The 20969-nt window shown below is 61.5% G+C and carries 20 protein-coding genes; 8 read left to right on the top strand and 12 right to left on the bottom strand.

The window, feature by feature from the left end; translation table 11 throughout:
- From hypF to AC27FC_RS19375, 3 genes are all read right to left on the bottom strand, one after another.
- The gene (gene hypF, locus AC27FC_RS19385; protein WP_196355012.1) at positions 1-2217 is read right to left on the bottom strand and encodes a carbamoyltransferase HypF; all 2217 of its coding nucleotides are present in this window, start codon (positions 2215-2217) and stop codon (positions 1-3) included.
- A gap of 5 nt (positions 2218-2222) precedes the next feature.
- Positions 2223-2768 (bottom strand): electron transport protein HydN, encoded by a 546-nt coding sequence (hydN, locus tag AC27FC_RS19380; RefSeq protein ID WP_487160262.1) that lies wholly within the window; start codon positions 2766-2768, stop codon positions 2223-2225.
- Between the two features lie 134 nt (positions 2769-2902).
- Positions 2903-3916 (bottom strand): LacI family DNA-binding transcriptional regulator, encoded by a 1014-nt coding sequence (locus AC27FC_RS19375; RefSeq protein WP_045888102.1) that lies wholly within the window; start codon positions 3914-3916, stop codon positions 2903-2905.
- A 214-nt stretch (positions 3917-4130) separates the two neighbouring features.
- On the opposite strand from AC27FC_RS19375, the gene ascF reads away from it, so the two are divergent.
- Both ascF and AC27FC_RS19365 read left to right on the top strand, forming a co-directional pair.
- Entirely contained in the window at positions 4131-5582 is a 1452-nt protein-coding gene (gene ascF, locus AC27FC_RS19370; RefSeq protein ID WP_032660344.1) for a PTS cellobiose/arbutin/salicin transporter subunit IIBC, read from the top strand.
- An 18-nt stretch (positions 5583-5600) separates the two neighbouring features.
- On the top strand, positions 5601-7025 hold the full coding sequence (locus AC27FC_RS19365; RefSeq protein WP_054830370.1) for a 6-phospho-beta-glucosidase: 1425 nt from the start codon (positions 5601-5603) through the stop codon (positions 7023-7025).
- A 108-nt stretch (positions 7026-7133) separates the two neighbouring features.
- On the opposite strand, the gene hycI is transcribed toward AC27FC_RS19365, so the two are convergent.
- The 9 genes from hycI to hycA all read right to left on the bottom strand — a co-directional run bounded on the left by hycI (position 7134) and on the right by hycA (position 14942).
- Complete coding sequence (gene hycI / locus AC27FC_RS19360; protein WP_064673529.1) at positions 7134-7619, bottom strand: hydrogenase maturation peptidase HycI; 486 nt, start codon at positions 7617-7619, stop codon at positions 7134-7136.
- Positions 7612-8022, bottom strand: a complete 411-nt coding sequence (locus AC27FC_RS19355) for a formate hydrogenlyase maturation HycH family protein (RefSeq protein ID WP_033146381.1) — start codon at positions 8020-8022, stop codon at positions 7612-7614. Before AC27FC_RS19355 ends, hycI begins: the two co-directional genes overlap by 8 nt.
- The gene (locus AC27FC_RS19350) at positions 8019-8786 is read right to left on the bottom strand and encodes an NADH-quinone oxidoreductase subunit B family protein (RefSeq protein WP_033146382.1); all 768 of its coding nucleotides are present in this window, start codon (positions 8784-8786) and stop codon (positions 8019-8021) included. Before AC27FC_RS19350 ends, AC27FC_RS19355 begins: the two co-directional genes overlap by 4 nt.
- Complete coding sequence (locus tag AC27FC_RS19345) at positions 8786-9328, bottom strand: formate hydrogenlyase complex iron-sulfur subunit (RefSeq protein ID WP_010434471.1); 543 nt, start codon at positions 9326-9328, stop codon at positions 8786-8788. Before AC27FC_RS19345 ends, AC27FC_RS19350 begins: the two co-directional genes overlap by 1 nt.
- A 9-nt stretch (positions 9329-9337) precedes the next feature.
- Positions 9338-11047 carry a formate hydrogenlyase subunit HycE gene (hycE, locus tag AC27FC_RS19340; RefSeq protein WP_047059952.1) on the bottom strand — a complete coding sequence of 570 codons (1710 nt, stop codon included), beginning with the start codon at positions 11045-11047 and terminating at the stop codon, positions 9338-9340.
- Between the two features lie 15 nt (positions 11048-11062).
- The gene (locus tag AC27FC_RS19335; protein ID WP_058841085.1) at positions 11063-11986 is read right to left on the bottom strand and encodes a respiratory chain complex I subunit 1 family protein; all 924 of its coding nucleotides are present in this window, start codon (positions 11984-11986) and stop codon (positions 11063-11065) included.
- 1 nt (position 11987) lies between these two features.
- Entirely contained in the window at positions 11988-13802 is a 1815-nt protein-coding gene (gene hycC / locus AC27FC_RS19330; RefSeq protein WP_487160261.1) for a formate hydrogenlyase subunit 3, read from the bottom strand.
- Complete coding sequence (locus AC27FC_RS19325; RefSeq protein WP_023308971.1) at positions 13799-14407, bottom strand: 4Fe-4S dicluster domain-containing protein; 609 nt, start codon at positions 14405-14407, stop codon at positions 13799-13801. Before AC27FC_RS19325 ends, hycC begins: the two co-directional genes overlap by 4 nt.
- A 70-nt stretch (positions 14408-14477) precedes the next feature.
- Positions 14478-14942: a formate hydrogenlyase regulator HycA gene (gene hycA, locus AC27FC_RS19320; protein WP_029739532.1), complete on the bottom strand. Its 465-nt coding sequence runs from the start codon at positions 14940-14942 to the stop codon at positions 14478-14480.
- 211 nt (positions 14943-15153) lie between these two features.
- Between hycA and hypA the strand changes: the two genes are divergently transcribed.
- The 6 genes from hypA (at position 15154) to flhA (ending at position 20899) form a co-directional block, all read left to right on the top strand.
- Positions 15154-15504 (top strand): hydrogenase maturation nickel metallochaperone HypA, encoded by a 351-nt coding sequence (gene hypA / locus AC27FC_RS19315; protein ID WP_094934799.1) that lies wholly within the window; start codon positions 15154-15156, stop codon positions 15502-15504.
- A 3-nt stretch (positions 15505-15507) separates the two neighbouring features.
- The gene (hypB, locus tag AC27FC_RS19310; RefSeq protein WP_094934800.1) at positions 15508-16371 is read left to right on the top strand and encodes a hydrogenase nickel incorporation protein HypB; all 864 of its coding nucleotides are present in this window, start codon (positions 15508-15510) and stop codon (positions 16369-16371) included.
- Positions 16362-16634: a HypC/HybG/HupF family hydrogenase formation chaperone gene (locus tag AC27FC_RS19305; RefSeq protein ID WP_023308975.1), complete on the top strand. Its 273-nt coding sequence runs from the start codon at positions 16362-16364 to the stop codon at positions 16632-16634. Before hypB ends, AC27FC_RS19305 begins: the two co-directional genes overlap by 10 nt.
- 2 nt (positions 16635-16636) lie before the next feature.
- Positions 16637-17758, top strand: a complete 1122-nt coding sequence (gene hypD / locus AC27FC_RS19300) for a hydrogenase formation protein HypD (RefSeq protein WP_039263377.1) — start codon at positions 16637-16639, stop codon at positions 17756-17758.
- Entirely contained in the window at positions 17755-18765 is a 1011-nt protein-coding gene (hypE, locus tag AC27FC_RS19295; protein ID WP_196355009.1) for a hydrogenase expression/formation protein HypE, read from the top strand. Before hypD ends, hypE begins: the two co-directional genes overlap by 4 nt.
- A gap of 61 nt (positions 18766-18826) precedes the next feature.
- Positions 18827-20899: a formate hydrogenlyase transcriptional activator FlhA gene (flhA, locus tag AC27FC_RS19290; protein ID WP_454543942.1), complete on the top strand. Its 2073-nt coding sequence runs from the start codon at positions 18827-18829 to the stop codon at positions 20897-20899.
- Positions 20900-20969: the final 70 nt, after the last annotated feature.

Genomic DNA, 20969 nt, shown 5'->3' with positions numbered 1-20969 from the left:
TTAAGTCCTTTGTGAACATGACCGGGCAGCGGCGATCGCCGCCTGCCCGAAGGAGATCGCTCCGTCACCTGCGGGCAGGCGCGAAGGAAAAAGAAGCGTAAAGTCAGAAAGATAATGACGCAGGCGCGCGCGCAGCAGACGGTTGTGCAGCACGCCGCCGCTGAGACAGATTGTTGACAGCGACAGGCGTCGGGCATGGCGTGCGGCGAGTTGCGCCAGCCCTTTTGCCAGCGCGTCGTGAAACGCCCACGCGCGCTGGCAGGATTCCGCCTGCCAGCTCAGCCACTGCTGCCAGAACTGCGCGAGGTTATCCACGTCCAGCGTCACCGGATGGTCGACGCCCGCGCACTGCGAGGCCAGCGCTTCCAGCCGGCAGGCCGCTTCACCTTCCCAGGATTGGGTTTCAATACCCAGCGCGCAGGCGACCGCATCAAACAGGCGACCACAGGACGAGGCCTGCGGCGCGTTGATGCCGCGCCGGATCGCCGTTGCCATCAGCGGCCAGCTGTGGCGCTGAACCGCGCGCGTTTCCGGGTACTGCTGCCAGTCAGGGACAAACGCCAGGCAGTGGGCGAGTAAATTGCGCCACGGCTGCCGCGCCGCCAGATCGCCCCCCGGCAGCGCAACGGCAGGCAGCCCGCCCAGACGCTCGCACGCGAGATAGCTCACCCGCAGGCACTCCCCGCCCCACAGCGCGCCGTCCTCGCCCATGCCGATCCCGTCCAGCGTCAGGGCAATCACGTCTCCGCCGTCGAGCGGCCAGCCGTTCTCCGCCAGGCACGCCGCCGCATGGGCGTGATGGTGCAGTACGGTTTCGACCGGCAGCCCCTGCGCCTGCGCCCACCGTTGTGTGTGATAACCCGGATGGGCGTCACACACCACGCGATCCGGCTGAAAGGCGTAAATTTTCTGCATCAGCGATAGCGCGCCGCGCCACTGCGCTTCGACACCCTCGTCACCGAGATCGCCAAAATGCTGGCTCAGCACCGCCTGGCTGCCACGCACCAGGCAGAAGGTGTTTTTCATCTCCGCGCCGGTGCATAGCATGGCGGGGATATTCTCAAAACCCGCAGGCAGCGCGACGGCATCGGGCACAAAACCGCGCGCGCGGCGAAGCATCGCGCCGTCGCGATCCATCACCGAATCATCCATCCGCTGCAGGATATCGCGGTTGTGCAGCAGGAAGCCGTCCGCGACGTCGCCGAGCTCATCCAGCGCCTGCTGGTTGGTCATGGCAGGCGGTCTGCCGCTGAGGTTGCCGGAAGTCATCACCAGCGGGCGCCGGCAGTCCATCATCAGCAAATGTTGCAGCGGGTTAGCGGGAAGCATGATGCCAATACAATCGAGCCCGGGTGCAATCCCTTCGGGAAATCCGGGAAGCGAGGCTTTTGGGGTCAGCACAATCGGCGCTGCGGAGGAGCGTAACAGCGTCTGGATCGCCTCCGGCACGCCGTCCGCATTCGGGATCATCACCGCCAGCGGCTTCGCGGGACGCTGCTTGCGTGCCCGAAGCGTCGCGACCGCCTGCGGATTACGCGCGTCGCAGACGAGATGAAAACCGCCCAGCCCTTTGACCGCGACTATGCCGCCGCTTTTCAGCATCGCCACCGCCGCGCTCAGCGCAGCCTCACGGGAAGCGGTGATGACGCCCGCACGCCATTCCAGCGCTGGCCCACAGTCCGGGCAGGCTACCGGCTGGGCGTGAAAACGTCGATCGGCTGGGTTACGGTATTCCGTCTCACAAGGCAGGCAGAGGGGAAATGCGGCCATTGACGTGGCCGGACGGTCATAGGGCATCGCGCGGATAATGGTAAACCGCGGCCCGCAGTGCGTACAGTTGATGAACGGATAGCGATAGCGGCGCTCGCCGGGGTCGCGCATTTCAGCCAGGCACGCCGGGCAGGTCGCGGCGTCGGGGACGATCTGCGTTTCCATCGCCCCGCCCGCGCTCTGGCGGATGGTAAAGTCCTCCGGCACCTGCGCCCACGTAAACGGCTGCGTTTCAACGTGGTCAATGCGTGCCAGCGGTGGGCAGTCCTGATGCAGCCTCGCGGTAAAGGCCCCCCCATTACCCGCGAGGCGCACCAGCACGCCCTCTCCATCATTGCAGACGTCGCCGGTCAACTGAAGCGCCTGCGCCAGCTGCCAGACGAAGGGACGAAACCCCACGCCCTGCACCTTGCCCCGCACGCGCAGCTGGACACCGTTACTGCACATACGGTTCAGAACAGCAGCGATGACGACGTGTCGAATGCCGCACGACGGCGCTTTTCGGCGCTCATCTGCTCAAGCTTCTCGCGATCCACGCAGACCAGCGCATGCGTCGGGCAGGCTTCCATGCAGGCCGGACCGGCGTCGCGGTGATAGCAAAGATCGCATTTGTTGGCTTCGGCTTTCTCCGCACGTACGCTCAGACCCATGCCGCTGTTGCGTACCACCGGATGAACAACCACCTCCATCGCGCCGTACGGGCAGGCGACCACGCAGGTTTTGCAGCCAATGCAGCGCTCCTGCATGACGTGCACAAAGCCTTTCTCGCGTTTAATCGCCCCGTTCGGGCAAACGTTCGCGCACGGTGCGTCTTCGCACTGGCGACAGATGGCGGCGGTGGAAATATTCACGCCTTTGATGACGTGGATGCGCGGCAGGAAGGTGTCAGGGGTGAGCGACGCGCAGTCCTGCTCCTCCTGATGGGAAACCACGCACGCCACTTCACAGGTACGGCAACCAATACACTTACTGGCATCGGCCATAATAAAACGGTTCATCTGCTTCTCCAGCATTACAGTTATGCGCGGAGATATTCATAAACCGTGCCAATAATTAACCTGTTGATTTTAGATGAATTTAAAAATCACGATGGTGCTGTCATCGTCACTTATGACGATGACAGCTGTCGACATCAGCGGTGCGGGCCGTCAATAACGGAGTCGCGCAGGACAAGCTCGCCGGAGAAGGTCTGCTGATACTTAAACTCACCGCCGTCGAGCATGAAGATCAGGCGGCTGATGGTCTCTTTGATCATCTCCGTCACCGGAATACGCACGCTGGAAAGCGACGGCACGATGTAAGGCGCGATGGCCACGTCGTCGAAACCGATCACCGACACCGCGTCCGGTGCGGCCACGCCGCTGTCGTGCAGCTGCTTCATGGCGCCGATCGCCATGTCGTCATTACTCGCCACCAGCGCCGTAAAGCGTTCACCGCGCGCAAGCAGTTCGGCAACCGCCGCCGCGCCGCTGGCGGGGTTCCACTTTCCCTGCGCAATCAGCCCCTCGCGCAGCGGAATACCGTGCTGCGCCAGCGCGTCTTTGTAGCCGGAGAGACGTTCAACCCCGGTGGGAGAATCCAGCGAGCCGGTGATAAACGCGATTTCCCGGTGCCCTTTCGCAATCAGCTGCGACACCGCCTCCTGGCTGGAGGCTTTATGATCGGACCAGACGCAGTGGCTGCTGTTTTTCCGCAGGCGGCGGTTGAGCACCATGATGGGCTGTTCGCACTTCTCGACGATCTCATCCATCTCTTCCACGCTCAGGAAACGCGGATAGATAATCACCGCGTCGCAGCGCATATCGAGCAGGTACTGGATCGCCTCGCGCTCTTCATCCGCGCTGTGCTTGCCGTCCGCGAGGATCAGCTGCCGCCCCTTTTCTTCCGTCATGCGCGCGGCGTGAAACAGGAGTTCGCTAAAGTAGACGCCGTGATAGAGGGTGTTAGTCACCACCAGCCCCAGCGTCTGGGTACGTTTGGTCGCCAGGTTTCGCGCCAGTAAATTCGGGCGATAGCCGCTCTCTTCAATGGCCTGAAACACCCGGTCTTTGGTCTCCTGGCTGACGTAGCCATTTCCCGACAGCACCCGGGACACCGTGGCTTTCGAAACGCCTGCCCGCTTCGCCACTTCAAGCATCGTGGTCATAGTGTTATTCCGTCTGAATCTGATGGAGCGCAGTGTACTGCACTGCAAAAAAATTGTCGCAGCGGTGAAATCACGCTTTCGATACCTCATTGCGATCTGCATCACGAAACGAAAAAATGGTCAAAAAGCGATCTTGTTTCATTCACAGAAACTCATGATGATTATGTGGAACCGGTTTCCTACATGTCTCACAACAATAACAGGATCACATCCGATGGCCAAAAATTACGCTGCGCTGGCGAACGACGTTATCAGCGCGCTGGGCGGCAAAGAGAACATCGTCGCCGTCACCCACTGCATGACGCGTCTGCGTTTCGTACTGAAAGACGAAAGCCTGACCGACGCTGCGCGACTGAAAAGCATCAGCGGCGTGCTCGGCGTGGTACGCAACGACAACCAGTGCCAGGTCATTATTGGCAACACGGTTTCACAGGCGTACCGCGAAGTGGTGAGCCTGCTGCCCACGGACCTGCAGCCCGCAGTGCCGGAAGGTCCGCAGAAGATGACCTTACGCCGCATTGGCGCCGGGATCCTCGACGCGCTGATCGGCACCATGTCCCCGCTGATCCCGGCGATCATCGGCGGCTCGATGGTCAAGCTGCTGGCGATGATCCTCGAGATGACCGGCGTGCTGCCAAAAGGCGCGCCGACGCTCACTATTCTGACCGTCATCGGCGACGGCGCCTTCTTCTTCCTGCCGCTGATGGTGGCGGCCTCGGCGGCGGTGAAGTTCAAAACCAACATGTCGCTGGCCATCGCCATTGCCGGCGTGCTGGTGCACCCGAGCTTTATCGAGCTGATGGCGAAAGCCGCGCAGGGCGAGCACGTTGAGTTCGCCTTTATTCCGGTGACGGCGGTGAAATACACCTACACCGTCATCCCGGCGCTGGTGATGACCTGGTGCCTGTCGTATATCGAACGCTGGGTGGATCGCATTACCCCGGCGGTGACGAAAAACTTCCTCAAGCCGATGCTGATCGTGCTGATTGCCGCCCCGCTCGCCATCGTGCTGATTGGCCCGCTGGGGATCTGGATCGGTAGCGCCATCTCCGCGCTGGTCTACACCATTCACGGCTACCTGGGCTGGCTCTCCGTCGCCATCATGGGCGCGCTCTGGCCGCTGCTGGTGATGACCGGGATGCACCGCGTGTTTACGCCGACCATCATTCAGACCATTGCCGAAACGGGCAAGGAAGGGATGGTGATGCCGTCGGAAATCGGCGCCAACCTGTCGCTCGGCGGCTCGTCGCTGGCGGTGGCGTGGAAAACCAAAAACCCGGAGCTGCGCCAGACGGCGCTGGCGGCGGCAGCCTCCGCCATTATGGCGGGGATCTCTGAACCGGCCCTGTACGGCGTGGCGGTGCGTCTGAAACGTCCGCTGATTGCGAGCCTGATCAGCGGCTTTATCTGTGGGGCGGTCGCCGGCATGGCCGGTCTTGCCAGCCACTCGATGGCGGCCCCGGGGCTGTTCACCAGCGTGCAGTTCTTTGACCCGGCCAACCCGATGACCATCGTCTGGGTGTTCGGCGTGATGGGGCTGGCAGTGGTGCTGTCCTTTGTTCTGACCCTGCTTTTAGGGTTTGAGGATATCCCGGTCGAAGATGAGGCTGAAAAAGCACGCGCCCTGCAGACCGCACCGGTACAGAACAACGCAGCAAAAGCATAAATTGAAAGCGAGGTAAGAATGTCTGTTTTTCCACAAGGATTTTTATGGGGCGGCGCGCTTGCCGCCAACCAGAGTGAAGGTGCTTACCGTGAAGGCGGCAAAGGACTGACGACGGTCGATATGATCCCCCACGGCGCGAATCGCCTGGCGGTGAAGATCGGTAAGGAAAAGCGTTTTTCGCTGCGTGACGACGAGTTCTACCCGAGCCACGAAGCGATTGATTTTTACCATCGCTATAAAGAAGACATCGCCCTGATGGCGGAGATGGGCTTTACGGTGTTCCGCACCTCCATTGCCTGGAGCCGCCTCTACCCGAACGGCGACGAACCGCTGCCGAACAAAGAGGGCATTGCCTTCTATCGCGCGGTGTTCGAGGAGTGCAAAAAGTACAACATCGAGCCGCTGGTGACGCTCTGCCACTTCGACGTGCCGATGCACCTGGTGACGGAATACGGCTCCTGGCGCAACCGTAAGATGGTCGATTTCTTCGCCCGCTACGCCCGCACCTGCTTCGAAGAGTTTAACGGGCTGGTGAAATACTGGCTGACCTTCAACGAAATCAACATCATGCTGCACAGCCCGTTCTCCGGCGCGGGGCTGGTGTTTGAGGAAGGCGAAAACGAAGACCAGGTGAAATACCAGGCCGCGCACCACGAGCTGGTGGCAAGCGCGCTGGCGACCAAAATCGCCCACGAGGTGAACCCGGAAAACCAGGTGGGCTGCATGCTGGCGGGCGGAAATTTCTATCCGTACTCCTGCAAGCCGGAAGACGTGTGGATGGCGCTGGAGAAAGACCGCGAGAACCTGTTCTTTATCGACGTGCAGGCGCGCGGCAGCTACCCGGCCTACTCCGCACGCGTGTTCCGCGAGAAAGGCGTGGTGATAGTGAAAGATCCGGGCGACGACGAGCTGTTAAAAAACACCGTCGACTTTGTCTCGTTCAGCTATTACGCCTCGCGCTGCGCGTCGGCGGATATGAACGCGGGCAACACCAGCGCGGCGAACATCGTGAAGTCCCTGCGTAACCCGCATATTCAGGTGAGCGAATGGGGCTGGGGCATCGACCCGCTCGGCCTGCGCATCACCATGAACATGATGTACGACCGCTACCAGAAGCCGCTGTTCCTGGTGGAAAACGGCCTCGGGGCGAAAGACGTTATTGATGAAAACGGCGAGATCAACGACGACTACCGCATCAGCTACCTGCGCGAGCACATCCGCGCGATGGGCGACGCGATTGAGGACGGCGTGCCGCTGATGGGCTACACCACCTGGGGCTGCATCGACCTGGTGGCCGCCTCAACGGGCGAGATGAGCAAGCGCTACGGTTTTGTGTACGTTGACCGCGACGACGCCGGAAACGGCACGCTGGACAGAAAACGCAAGAAATCGTTCTGGTGGTATAAGAAGGTGATTGCGAGTAACGGGGCGGATCTCGAGTAGCCTGTCCTTACCCCTCACCCTAACCCTCTCCCCATAGGGGAGAGGGAACCGTTTGGTGCGGTTTTCACCCTCTTTACTCCGGGAATAAAGGACTGCTCGGCGCGGTTTTCACCCTCTCCCCTCTGGGGAGAGGGCCGGGGTGAGGGGTTCAAACCCTCCATCCCCAACCCACTCCGCAAGCCGTGAATAGACCCGTTCCACCGCCTCCTTCACCGGCGGCGTCATCGGATAATAAAATCCAACGATGTCCGGCTGAATCCCCAAAAACAGCACCTCGCCCACGTCGTCTTTAATCTGATCGACCAGGTAGTTCAGCGGCATATTGTGGGTGGTCATCATAAACATCTCGGCGATGTCGTCCGGATCAATCAGGCGGATCTCGCCGGGGTTGAGCCCCATATCGGTGGCATCGACGATTAACAGCTTCTCCGGGCGCAGCTCGCGGATGGCGACCACGTCGTTTTCCGGCGCGCTGCCGCCGTCAATCACCACCCAATTGCCCTGCGGATTCGCGGCGCACATCTCTGCCAGCAGCGGGCCCGCGCCGTCGTCGCCCATCATGCTGTTGCCGACACACAGTAAAACGTCAGTCACGTAATCTCCTCACCATCAGGTAGATGGCGCTCTCCTGGTGAATATCGTGCAGCATGCCGAGCAGCGTTTTGCTCCACGACTGCTGCTCGGGGGTTTGCCTGGCGAGCGCCGCGTCAAAGGCGTTGGCGAGCATTGCAATGTGGTTGGCGTCGATGACGATCTCGCCGTACTTCGGCACGCCCTCCATCTTGCGCCGCGCCGTGCTGCCCTCCTCCAGCGTGGCGATCCACGCCAGGTACTCGGGCCACGGGCAGCTCAGCGCCGCCTCCAGGCAGTCAATCACCCCGAGGTGATGCCCAATCGCCAGGCTGTAATAGACCACCTGCTGCGCCGCATCCGGCGTGGCATCGTTCTCATCAATAAACTTACGGCTCAGCTGGCTGAACACCACCGTTTCACTCATCGGATACGCGCCTCATCCACGATGCTGTTCAGGTTCGCCACGATCTCATTGAGACGCGGATCGTTTTCCGCCTCCAGCCAGCGCGCCACCTGATGGTCGCCCTGGCTCAGCAGGCGCAGATAATCATCGGCAATCTGGCGCCCGTAGCGATAGCCCGCCAGCCTGCGCGCCGTGCGGTCAATCTTCACCCGCAGCGGCTGAACCATGTCCGGGTGCAGGATGGCCGCAGGCCGGTTGTCCAGCTCGCCCGGCTCGCGCGCGTGGATTTTCTGCTCCAGCAGGCCAAGCGCCATCGCGAAGCCGTACAGCGTCGCGGCGGGCGTTGGCGGACAGCCCGGAATGTAGACGTCCACCGGCACGATTTTGTCGGTACCGCCCCAGACGCAGTAAAGGTCGTGGAAGATGCCGCCGCTGTTGCCGCAGGCCCCGTACGAGATGCAGATTTTCGGGTCCGGCGCGGACTGCCAGGCGCGCAGCGCCGGCGAGCGCATGGCGCGGGTGACGGCCCCGGTAAACAGCAGGATGTCCGCATGACGCGGGGACGGCACCACTTTGATGCCGAAGCGCTCGGCGTCAAACAGCGGCGACAGCGTAGCGAAGATCTCGATCTCGCAGCCGTTGCAGCCGCCGCAGTCCACGCGGTAGACGTAGGCCGAGCGTTTGATTTTTTTCAGCAGCGATGCCTTCATGCTGGCGATGGACTCCTCCACCGTCATCGGCACCGGAATGCCGTTAGCGTCGCGCGGGCCGAGTAAATTTTCCATCAGCTGGCCTCTCTCATATGGCGGGTGATATCAATGCGGTCGGACGGCAGCAGGCACTTCTGACGCTTGCACTCCGGGCAGGTTTCAAAGCTTTCGCGGTGGTGCTCCGCGCGGGCGTCACCGTTGTGCTGCAGCAGCGCGATGGCGTAGTCGATCTCTTTTTGCACGGCGAACGGGCGCCTGCAGACGCGGCAGCTGCACAGGTCAAAGCGCGACTGCTGCAGAAAATCCTCCTTCTTCCACACCGCCAGCTCGAATTCCTGCGACAGGCGAATGGCGACCGTCGGGCAGACCTCCTCGCAGCGGCCGCAGAAGATGCAGCGCCCGAGGTTAAACTGCCAGGCCAGCTCGCCGGTTTTGAGATCCGTTTCCACCGTTAAGGCGTTCGACGGACAGGCGTTGACGCAGGCCGCGCAGCCGATGCACTGCTGAGGGTTGTGCTCCGGCTTACCGCGAAAATTTTTATCCACCGGCATCGGCTCCAGCGGATAGCGGCTGGTCTGAGTGCCGGTTTTGATTACTTTTTTGATAAAGGTAAACATGGCGAGTCCTTATTTCAGCGGCGAGTTTTTACGCTCGATGCTGTAGCGCTCAAGCTCTTTGTACGGCACCACCTGGCTTTTCTTCTTGCGCACGTCCACCACGGTCATGCGGTCGGTGCACGAGTAGCACGGGTCGAGGCTGCCGATGATCAGCGGCGCATCGGATACGGTGTTACCGCGCAGCATATAGCGCAGGGTTGGCCAGTTGGCGTAGGTGGCCGCGCGGCAGCGCCAGCGGTAGAGCTTCTGGTTGTCGCCGGTCATGCTCCAGTGAATGTCGTCCCCGCGCGGCGCTTCGGCAAAGCCGAGGGCAAAACGGTTCGGAATGTAGGTGAAGCCTTCCACCATCAGCGGGCCGCCCGGCAGGTTATCGAGGCCGTAGTCGATCATGTTCAGGGCGGTGAATACCTCGTTGATGCGCACCTTGAGGCGCGAGATGACGTCGCAGCCCTGCTCGCTGTGCACGGTCATCGGCAGCAGGCCGTAGCCGACGAACGGGTGATCGGCACGCGTGTCGCGGGCGTGGCCGCTGGCGCGCACCATCGGGCCGACGTTGCTGAAGTCGCGGGCGATCTCCGGGTCAAGGCGGCCGATGCCGACGGTGCGCTGCTCGATGTTTGGCGTGCTGAGCAGCATGTCCACCAGCTCCTGCACGTCGCGGCGCATCTGCTGCGCCAGCTGGCGGGTCTGGATCATGTCGTCCTTCAGCAGGTCGCGGCGGATCCCGCCGATCAGGTTCAGGCCGTAGGTTTTACGCGCCCCGGTGAGGATCTCCGCCATCTTCATTGACGCTTCACGCACGCGGAAGAACTGCATAAACCCGGAGTCAAAACCGACGAAGTGGCAGGCCAGGCCGAGGTTCAGCAGGTGCGAGTGCAGACGCTCCACCTCCAGCAGAATGGCGCGGATCATCTGCGCGCGCTCCGGCACCACGATCCCCATGCCGTTCTCCACCGAGGTGGTGTAGGCGGTGCTGTGGGCGAAGCCGCAGATACCGCACACGCGGTCAGAGAGGAACGTCACTTCGTTGTAGCCCATGCGGGTTTCCGCCAGCTTTTCCATGCCGCGGTGGACGTAGAACAGGCGGTAGTCGGCGTCGATGATGTTTTCGCCGTCGACGAACAGGCGGAAGTGGCCCGGTTCGTCGGAGGTAACGTGCAGCGGGCCGATCGGCACCACGTTGTTCTTCTTGCTGCCCAGCTCGTTGATAAACTCGTAGGTTTCGCTGTCGGTGGTCGGCGCCGGGCGCTGGCGGTAGTCCATGCTGTCTTTGCGCAGCGGATAGAGTTCGTCCGGCCAGTCGTCCGGCAGCACCAGGCGGCGCTCGTCCGGCAGGCCGACCGGCACCAGGCCGTACATGTCGCGCACTTCGCGCTCGCCCCAGACGGCGGCGGGCACGCGCGGCGTGACGGACGGGTATTCCGGCTTAGCCGGGTCGACTTCGACGCGCACGGTGAGCCAGCACTTTTCGCCCTGCTCCATCGACATCACGTAGTACACCGCATAGTTGCCGCACAGCTGGCGCTCGTCGTTGCCGAACAGCACCGACAGCCAACCGCCCTGCTGGTAGTACAGAAACTCCACCACTTCCGGCAGATAGTTCACCTTAATGGTGACGGTTACCTGGTCTTTGGTTTGCCAGGACTCTTCCAGCACCACGCCGGGGAAAGCCTGATGCAACGCGGCGAGATACTGCTGACCTTTCTTTTCTTCAGACATAAATACTCTCTTTAATCACGCCACCAGCAAGGAGACGAACGCTAAAAATGCAAAACCAAAACCGGCCCAGGTGATGCGCGACGTTTCCACAAAACGCAGGCGCGCCATGCTGTTTTCAAACAGGGCAATCACCAGCACGCCGACCAGCAGCTTGAGGGCGGCAATCACGACGGCCAGCACCAGACCGCCTGCGGAGAAGTGCGTCATCTGCCCCCACGGGAAGAAGACGCCGACAAACATCTGCAGCACCACCAGCTGTTTGAGGCTGATGCCCCACTTCAGCACCGCGAAGCCGTAGCCGCTGTATTCGGTAAGCGGCCCCTCCTGCAGCTCCTGCTCGGCTTCCGCGAGGTCGAACGGCAGTTTGCCCATCTCAATAAACGTCGCGAACGCGCAGGCGCACAGCGCCAGCACCAGCGGGATCGAGCGCGCCACCGGCCAGTGGTAAACGGTGTGGGTGATAAAGCTGATGTGGGTAGAGCCCGCGACCTGCGCGGCGACCCACAGCCCCAGCAGCAGGATCGGCTCCACCAGCACGCCGAGCATTGCCTCGCGGCTGGCACCGATGCCGGTAAACGGGCTCCCGGTGTCCAGGCCCGCAATCGCAAAGAAGAAGCGGGCGATAGCAAAGAGGTAAATCAGCGTGATCAGATCGCCAAGCACGGGCAGCGGCGACGCCACCGTCACCACCGGCAGCGCGGTGGCGATGGTCAGCATCACGCCCACCATCACAAACGGCGTCAGGCGGAAGACCCAACCTGCGGCGTCCGGCGCGATGCTCTGACGGGAGAGCAGTTTAAAGAGATCGCGGTATTCCTGAAGCACCCCAGGCCCGCGACGGTTGTGCATCCGGGCGCGCGCCACGCGCGTGACGCCCGACAGCAGCGGCGCAGCGGCGAACAGCACCAGCGCCTGAAGAATTGCCAGTAACAGACTCATGTCAGGCTCCTCGTGAAATCACAATGACCACCAGCACCGCCAGCTCGATGACCGCCAGACTGCGGAACAGCGCGGGTGCGGCGGCGCTCTGCCAGCCGGGTACCCAGCCTACCGGGTTCAGCCAGTGGCGCAGCTTCAGCACGGCGGCGAAGTTCTCCTTCACCGGCATGGCGAAACCGTGGGCGGTGATGACCATCGACTGTTCGTGTTCGTAGCCGCAGGCCCACGCCGCACCGCGCGAGCGGGAGGCGAGTCGGTCGCGTTTGAAGAACAGCATCAGGACGAGCGGCAGCAGCGGTGCGCCAATCAGCAGCAGCGCGATCATGGGCTGAGAGACGGTGGTATTCGCCACGGTCAGCGGCAGCGGAATGGCGTTGCCCAGCAGCGGCAGCAGCCACGGCGCGGCGACGCCGCCCGCGATGCAGCACAGCGCCAGCGCGACCACGCTGATGCCCATCAACAAGGGTGCGCAGCAGGCGTTTTCCGCTTCGCGGGTGCGCGCCGCGCCGAGGAAGGTCACGCCGTAGACTTTCGCCATACACATCACCGCCAGCGCCCCGGTAATCGCCAGACCGACCGCCAGCAGCGGGCCGAGCAGGTGTGCGATAAATGCGTCGCTCTGGCCGAGCGCGAAGAAGGACTGATAGATCACCCACTCCCCGGCAAAGCCGTTCAGCGGCGGCAGCGCGGCCATTGCCATCAGCCCGACCAGCATCGCCAGCGAAATCACCGGCATCTTTTTGCCAATCCCGCCCAGCTTTTCGATATCCCGATGACCGGTGCGGAACCAGACGCTGCCCGCGCCGAGGAACAGAGTGCTTTTAAACAGGCTGTGGTTGACGAGGTGATAAAGACCGCCGATAAACCCGGCGGCAATCAGCGCCGGATGATTGAGCGCTAGCCCGGTCACGCCCGCGCCAATACCGAGCAGGATAATGCCGATATTTTCCAGGGTGTGGTACGCCAGCAGGCGCTGGATATTGTGCTCCATCAGCGCGTACAGGCCGCCGACGAACGCGGTAATCATTCCGGCGACCAGCAGCACGACGCCCCACCACAGCGGCGGTTGTCCGCCGGTCAGCGTAATCGCCAGAATCCCGAACAGACCCACTTTCATCACCACCGCAGAAAACAGCGCGGCGGCGGGCGCGGAGGCATTCGCATGCGCCTGCGGCACCCAGCCGTGCAGCGGGATAATCCCGGCGAGCAGGCCAAAGCCGATCACGCCCAGCAGCCAGACGTCGTTCCCCAGCGGATGGCCGTTGAGCGCAGCGAAGTCCAGCGTGCCGAAGCGGTGCCACACCAGCCAGCAGGCCAGCGTCAGCAGCAGCGTCCCGAGGCGTCCCAGCGCAAACCACAGCTTGCCGGAGGCGCTGCAGCCCGTCAGGAACACGCCGCACAGCGCCATGATTTCCGCCATCACCACCAGCGCGCCGAGGTTGCTGGCAATAACGGTGCAGACCGCCGCCGCCATCAGCAGGTTAACCAGCAGGCCGTTAGCCCTGGCGTGCGGATGGCGGTGCCAGTCGATATTGAACAGGCTGATAAACAGCCCGCACAGGCCAAACGTCACCAGCCAGATGGCGTTCAGCGGCGTGATCTCAACCGTGTGGCGAATCAGCGGCATCACGGCCTCTGCGGACTGGCCGCCGAGCAGGACAACGCCGCCTGCCGCCAGCGTCATCAGGCTAGCAACCGCCCCGCCGATCCCGGCGATCGCGCCGCTCAGGGTTTTATGGAATGAGAAGATCAGCGCCAGAACAGCGGCGGCAGCAAAACAGGCTACCGCGCTGGTAATCATCATCGCCGCGTTCATTTCGCCCCCTCGTTAAGCGCCTGTAGCAGAGAAAGGTCGCCAAAATCACTGTTGATGGTCAGCTCGCGTTTACGCTTGCTGGTACGGGCGATGTCGCGAATGTTAACCAGAATCAACGCCTTAGTCGGGCAGGTGCGCACGCAGGCCGGGCCCTGCTCATCGAAGCTGCACAGGTCGCATTTCACCGCAACGGCACGGATGCCGGGCACCCAGTCCAGCAGCGTACTTACGCGTGCCGGAGCCGGTGGCGCGGGTGGGGCTTTTGGCGAGTTGGCGTTCGCCGGAATATGCAGCGGACGGCTGCCGGAAAATTCAATCGCGCCGAACGGGCAGGCAATGCCGCACAGCTTGCAGCTTACGCACAGGCTTTCGTTCAGCTGGACAGCGCCATCCACGCGGGTGATGGCATTCACAGGGCAGACACCCGCGCAGGGGGCGTCTTCACAGTGATGGCAGAGCTGCGGGGCAGACTCTTTTTCATTACGCATGACGTGCAGGCGCGGCATGGACTGCAGCCCATGCAGGCGATGCGTTTCCGAGCACGCCGCCTCACAGGTTCGACAGCCAATACAGACCGTCGAGTCAGCAATTACAAAACGGTTCACCGGGTTATCCTCTGGTGATAGTCATTTTTGACGAAAAACTGTCTTGTCGACACTTCTCGACACGCAGGAGTCAGGCCACATTCGCTGAGGCGTTTCCGTCCATCAGCTGCTTCAGGTTGACCGGAAGATCGTGCTCAACGGCGGCGTACAGGCCGTTATAGACCGGCGCGATTTTTTCCAGATAGTGCTCCAGCACCTGCTGGCGATCGCGGTTGCTGACGTGGCCGTCCACCATGCCATCGGCCATCAGCTGCGCCTTCGCAATACACTGTTTTTCGCCGTCTTTTGTCTCGAGGTGGTACTCAATGGTGTGGCTGTTGAAGTTATCCGCCAGGGTAACGTTAATGGTGAAATGGCCGAACAGGACGAAGCGCATGTCGCCCTGCGCCGCGCAGCTCATCGCGTGGTGAAGACGCGCTTTCGAGAGGGTGATGCCCTGAACCAGAGAGTTGCAGTAGAGGTGCCACTGGTCCTGCAGCTGCTGATGACGCTGCGCGATGTAATCCGCTTTTTCGCTGATTTCCCAAATAGTCATAGAAGGTATCCGGTTAATGGAGATAGCGGCTGTTAAGCAGATTCCATGCCAGTTTTTATCTTGCTGATTTTAAATAGATTTAATTACAAAACCGCTGTCAACGCCGCGGTGTCGACGTGTCATTTCGACAGCGTTGACATCGTCACGCCTTAACAAAAATCAAGCTGGCACCGTTATTGCATTCAATGGCGTAATTCATTGAGGAGGCGTCATGCACGAAATCACCCTCTGCCAGCGGGCTCTGGAACTTATCGAACAGCAGGCAGTGCAAAACCACGCGAAGCGCATCACCGGCGTCTGGCTGAAGGTCGGGGCGTTTTCCTGCGTCGAGACCAGCGCCCTGAATTTCTGTTTTGAGCTGGTTTGTCGCGGCACGCTGGCGGAAGGCTGCGAGCTCCATATCGAAGAGCAGCAGGCGGAGTGCTGGTGCGAGCAGTGCCAGCAGTACGTCACCCTGCTGTCATCAAAGGTTCAGCGCTGTCCGCAGTGTCAGAGCACCGGTCTTCGCATCGTGGCGGACGACGGCATGCAGATCCAACGCCTCGAAATCGAGAAGGAGTAAAGTATGTGTAGCACCTGCGGTTGCGCCGAAGGCAACCTGTATATAGAAGGGGATGAACACCGTCCCCATTCCGCGTTTCGCTCCGCGCCCTTTTCGCCTGCCCCGCGGCCTGCTGCGGCTTTAACCGGTATCACCTTCGCCCCGCAACGCTCCGCTGCGGGCGATCTGCACTACGGCCACGGCGAAGCGGGTACCCACGCGCCGGGCATCAGCCAGCGCCAGATGCTGGAGGTGGAAATCAACGTGCTGGACAAAAATAACCAGATCGCCGCCCGCAACCGCGCGCGCTTTGCCGCCCGCAAACAGCTGGTGCTGAACCTGGTCTCCAGCCCCGGCTCCGGCAAAACCACGCTGTTAACGGAAACGCTCAAACGCCTGAACGGGCGCGTCTCCTGCGCGGTGATTGAAGGCGACCAGCAAACCGTTAACGACGCGGCGCGCATTCGCGAAACCGGCACCCCGGCGATTCAGGTCAATACCGGCAAAGGCTGCCACCTGGATGCGCAGATGATTGCCGACGCCGCCCCGCGCCTGCCGCTGGCGCATAACGGCATTCTGTTTATTGAAAACGTCGGCAATCTGGTCTGCCCGGCAAGCTTCGATCTGGGCGAACGCCACAAGGTGGCGGTGCTTTCGGTGACCGAAGGCGAAGACAAGCCGCTGAAGTACCCGCATATGTTTGCCGCCGCCTCCATCATGCTGCTGAACAAAGTCGACCTGCTGCCGTACCTGAACTTCGACGTGGATAAGTGCCTGTCCTGCGCCCGGGAAGTGAATCCCGAGATTGAGATCCTGCTGGTATCCGCCACGCGCGGCGACGGCATGGACGCCTGGCTGAACTGGCTGGAGAGTGAACGATGTGCATAGGCGTACCGGGACAAATCCATTCCATTGACGGGAACCAGGCCAAAGTGGAGGTCTGCGGCATCCTGCGCGACGTGGACCTGACGCTGGTGGGCAGCAGCGATGAAACGGGCGCATCGCGTCTCGGCCAGTGGGTGCTCGTCCACGTGGGGTTTGCCATGAGCGTGATTAACGAAGCGGAAGCCCGCGACACGCTGGATGCCCTGCAAAACATGTTCGACGTGGAGCCTGACGTGGGCGCGCTGCTGTACGGCGAGGAGCGTTAGCCATGCGTTACGTTGATGAATACCGCGCGCCCGAGCAGGTGCTGCAGCTTATCGGGCACCTGAAAACGCGCGCGGCGCTGCTGGACTACACCAAAGAGAGACCGCTGCGGATCATGGAGGTGTGCGGCGGACACACGCACGCCATCTTCAAATTTGGCCTCGACCAGCTGCTGCCGGAGAATATCGAGTTTATCCACGGCCCCGGCTGCCCGGTGTGCGTGCTGCCGATGGGGCGCATCGACAGCTGTATTGAAATTGCCAGCCAGCCCGACGTCATTTTCTGCACCTTTGGCGACGCGATGCGCGTGCCGGGGAAAAACGGCTCGCTGCTGCAGGCGAAAGCGCGCGGGGCCGACATCCGGATCGTCTATTCGCCGATGGATGCCCTGACGCTGGCGGAGGACAACCCCGCGCGCAAGGTGGTGTTTTTTGGCCTGGGGTTTGAAACCACCATGCCCGCCACCGCCATCACGCTGCAGCAGGCGAAAGCGCGCGGCGTCGGGAATTTTTTCTTCTTCTGCCAGCACATTACGCTCATTCCCACGCTGCGCAGCCTGCTGGAAGAGCCGGGAAACGGCATTGACGCCTTTCTGGCACCGGGGCATGTCAGCATGGTAATTGGCACAGACGCCTACGGTTTTATCGCTGAACAGTACAATCGTCCGTTAGTGGTCGCTGGTTTCGAACCACTTGATCTACTGCAAGGTGTCACCATGCTGGTTGAGCAGAAAATAGCGGCCCTGAGTACCGTGGAAAACCAGTACCGCCGCGTGGTACCGGATGCGGGAAATGAGCGGGCGCAGCAGGCGATAGCTGACGTGTTCAGCGTTGAGGGCGACAGCGAATGGCGTGGTCTGGGGCTGATTGCCGAATCCGGCGTGCGCCTGACGCCAGCCTATCGCGCGTTCGACGCCGAAGCGCATTTCCGCCCGCAGCCGCAGCAGGTTTGCGACGATCCCCGGGCCCGCTGCGGCGACGTGCTCACCGGTAAATGCAAACCGCATCAATGCCCGTTATTTGGCAATACCTGTAACCCGCAAACGGCGTTTGGCGCGCTGATGGTCTCCTCCGAAGGGGCGTGCGCCGCGTGGTATCAGTATCGCAACCAGGAGAGTGAAGCATGAATACGGTTGAAATGGCGCACGGCAGCGGCGGACAGGCGATGCAGCAGCTGATTAACCGGCTGTTTATGGAAGCCTTCAACAACCCCTGGCTCGCCGAACAGGAAGACCAGGCGCGCATTGACCTCGCGACCCTCACCTCGCAGGGCGACAGGCTGGCGTTCTCCACCGACAGCTACGTGATTGACCCGCTGTTCTTCCCCGGCGGCGATATCGGCAAGCTCGCCGTCTGCGGCACGGCCAACGACGTGGCGGTCAGCGGCGCCATTCCGCGCTACCTCTCCTGCGGGTTTATCCTCGAAGAGGGGTTACCGATGGAGACGCTCACGGCAGTGGTCAACAGCATGGCGCAGACCGCGCGCGAGGCGGGGATAGCTATCGTCACCGGCGATACCAAAGTGGTGCAGCGCGGCGCGGCCGACAAGCTGTTTATCAATACCGCCGGCATGGGGGCGATCCCCGCCGATATTCACTGGGGCGCGCAGCGGCTTAGCGTGGGCGACGTGCTGATCGTGACCGGAACGCTGGGCTGCCACGGGGCGACCATCCTAAACCTGCGCGAAGGTCTGGGGCTGGACGGGGAACTGCGCAGCGACTGCGCGGTGCTCACCCCGCTGATCCAGACGCTGAGGGGTATTCCCGGCGTGAAAGCCCTGCGGGACGCCACGCGAGGCGGCGTGAACGCCGTGGTCCACGAATTTGCAGCAAGCTGTGGATACGGGATTGAACTCACCGAGCGCAGCCTGCCCGTTAAGCCTGCCGTTCGCGGCCTTTGCGAACTGCTGGGCCTTGACCCGCTTAACTTCGCCAACGAAGGCAAACTGGTTATTGGCGTTGAACGCGCGTCAGCGGAAGCGGTTCTTGAACAGTTGCGGGCTCATCCGTCAGGAAAAGAGGCGGCGATGATTGGTGAAGTGGTTGAGCGCAAAGGGGTGCGCCTGGCCGGGCTGTATGGCGTTAAACGGACGCTGGATCTGCCGCATGCGGAACCCTTACCCCGTATTTGCTAGAACCGCGCCAAAAGCGGTCAGCACTGAATCTCTTTTTTGCCAGTTTCTATTGGAAAGCAATATGCCGTATACACCGATGAGCGATCTTGGACAGCAGGGCCTGTTTGACATCACGCGCACACTTTTACAGCAGCCCGATCTCGGCGCGCTGAGCGATGCCCTGACGCGGCTGGTCAGGCAATCGGCGCTGGCGGACAGCGCCGCGATTGTGCTCTGGCATAGCGGAACGCAGCGCGCGAGCTACTACTCGACGCGTGATAATGGCAAAACGTTTGAATACGAAGACGAAACGTATCTTGCGCACGGCCCGGTGCGCCGCATACTCTCCCGGCCTGAAGTGCTGCACTGCAACTTTGCGGAGTTCCGCCAGGCGTGGCCGAAGCTGGCGGAAAGCGACCTCTATCAGCCTTTCGGGCATTACTGCATGCTGCCGCTGGCGGCTGAGGGCCAGATTTTTGGCGGCTGCGAGTTTATCCGCACGACCGACCAGCCCTGGAGCGAGGCGGAATACGAGCGCCTGCACACCTTTACCCAGATTGTGGCCGTCGTCGCGGAGCAGATCCAAAGCCGCGTCACCAATAACGTCGATTACGACCTGCTGAGCCGCGAGCGCGACAACTTCCGCATTCTGGTCGCCATCACCAACGCCGTGCTCTCCCGCCTGGACATGGACGAGCTGGTCAGCGAAGTCTCGAAAGAGATCCACCACTATTTCAAAATCGACGCCATCAGCATTGCGCTGCGCGGCCATCGCAAGGGCAAGCTGAACATCTACTCCACGCACTATCTTGATGAAGCCAACCCGGCGCACGAGCAGAGCGAGGTTGACGAAGCGGGCACCCTTTCCGAGCGGGTCTTCAAGAGCAAAGAGATCCTTCTGCTCAACCTGAACGAGCAGGACCCGGTCGCGCCGTACGAGCGGATGCTGTTTAACACCTGGGGCAATAAAATTCAGACTCTGTGCCTGCTGCCGCTGATGTCCGGCAACACCATGCTGGGCGTGCTAAAGCTGGCGCAGTGCGAGGAGGGCGTGTTTACCACCGCTAACCTGAAGCTGCTGCGCCAGATTGCCGAGCGTATCTCTATTGCCCTGGATAACGCCCTCGCCTATCAGGAAATTCATCGCCTGAAAGAGCGGCTGGTGGATGAGAACCTGGCCCTGACCGAACAGCTCAACAACGTGGACAGCGAGTTTGGTGAAATCATCGGGCGCAGCGACGCTATGTACAGCGTGCTTAAGCAGGTTGAGATGGTGGCGCAAAGCGACAGCACGGTGCTGATTCTGGGCGAAACCGGCACGGGCAAAGAGCTGATAGCCCGCGCAATCCACAACCTGAGCAACCGCAACAGCCGACGGATGGTGAAGATGAACTGCGCCGCGATGCCTGCGGGACTGCTGGAAAGCGATCTGTTCGGCCACGAGCGCGGAGCATTCACCGGGGCCAGCAGCCAGCGGCTGGGCCGTTTTGAGCTGGCGGACAAAAGCTCGCTGTTCCTCGACGAAGTGGGCGATATGCCGCTTGAGCTACAGCCGAAACTGCTGCGCGTCCTGCAGGAGCAGGAGTTTGAGCGCCTGGGCAGCAACAAGCTTATTCAGACCGACGTGCGGCTGATTGCCGCCACCAACCGTGACCTGAAAAAAATGGTCGCCGACCGCGAGTTTCGCAGCGATCTTTACTATCGTCTGAACGTCTTCCCGCTCTTCCTGCCGCCGCTGCGCGAGCGCCCGGAAGATATCCCCCTGCTGGTCAAAGCCTTTACCGCGAAGATCGCTCGCCGGATGGGGCGAAACATCGACAGTATTCCTGCCGAGACGTTGCGCACCCTTTCATCGATGGAATGGCCCGGCAACGTGCGCGAGCTGGAAAACGTCATCGAACGCGCGGTGCTGCTGACGCGCGGTAACGTGCTGCAACTCTCCCTGCCTGAGGTTACGCTTCCTGACGTCACCGCACCCGCCGCCGAGACAGCGAAAGAGGGAGAAGATGAATATCAGCTCATTATGCGCGTGCTGAAAGAGACCAACGGCGTGGTCGCCGGGCCAAAAGGTGCGGCCCAGAGACTGGGGTTAAAACGCACCACCCTGCTGTCACGCATGAAGCGTCTCGGGATTGATAAAGAGAGCCTCATTTAAGACCTTATTCCGGCGGTGTTTTTCTGACACCGCCTTTTGTTCCCCTGCGTAATTGTCCCTCATTGACACA

The organism is Enterobacter sp. C3_dUdeg (genome assembly GCF_057536195.1).
This window is presented reverse-complemented; position numbering and strand designations above follow the sequence as displayed.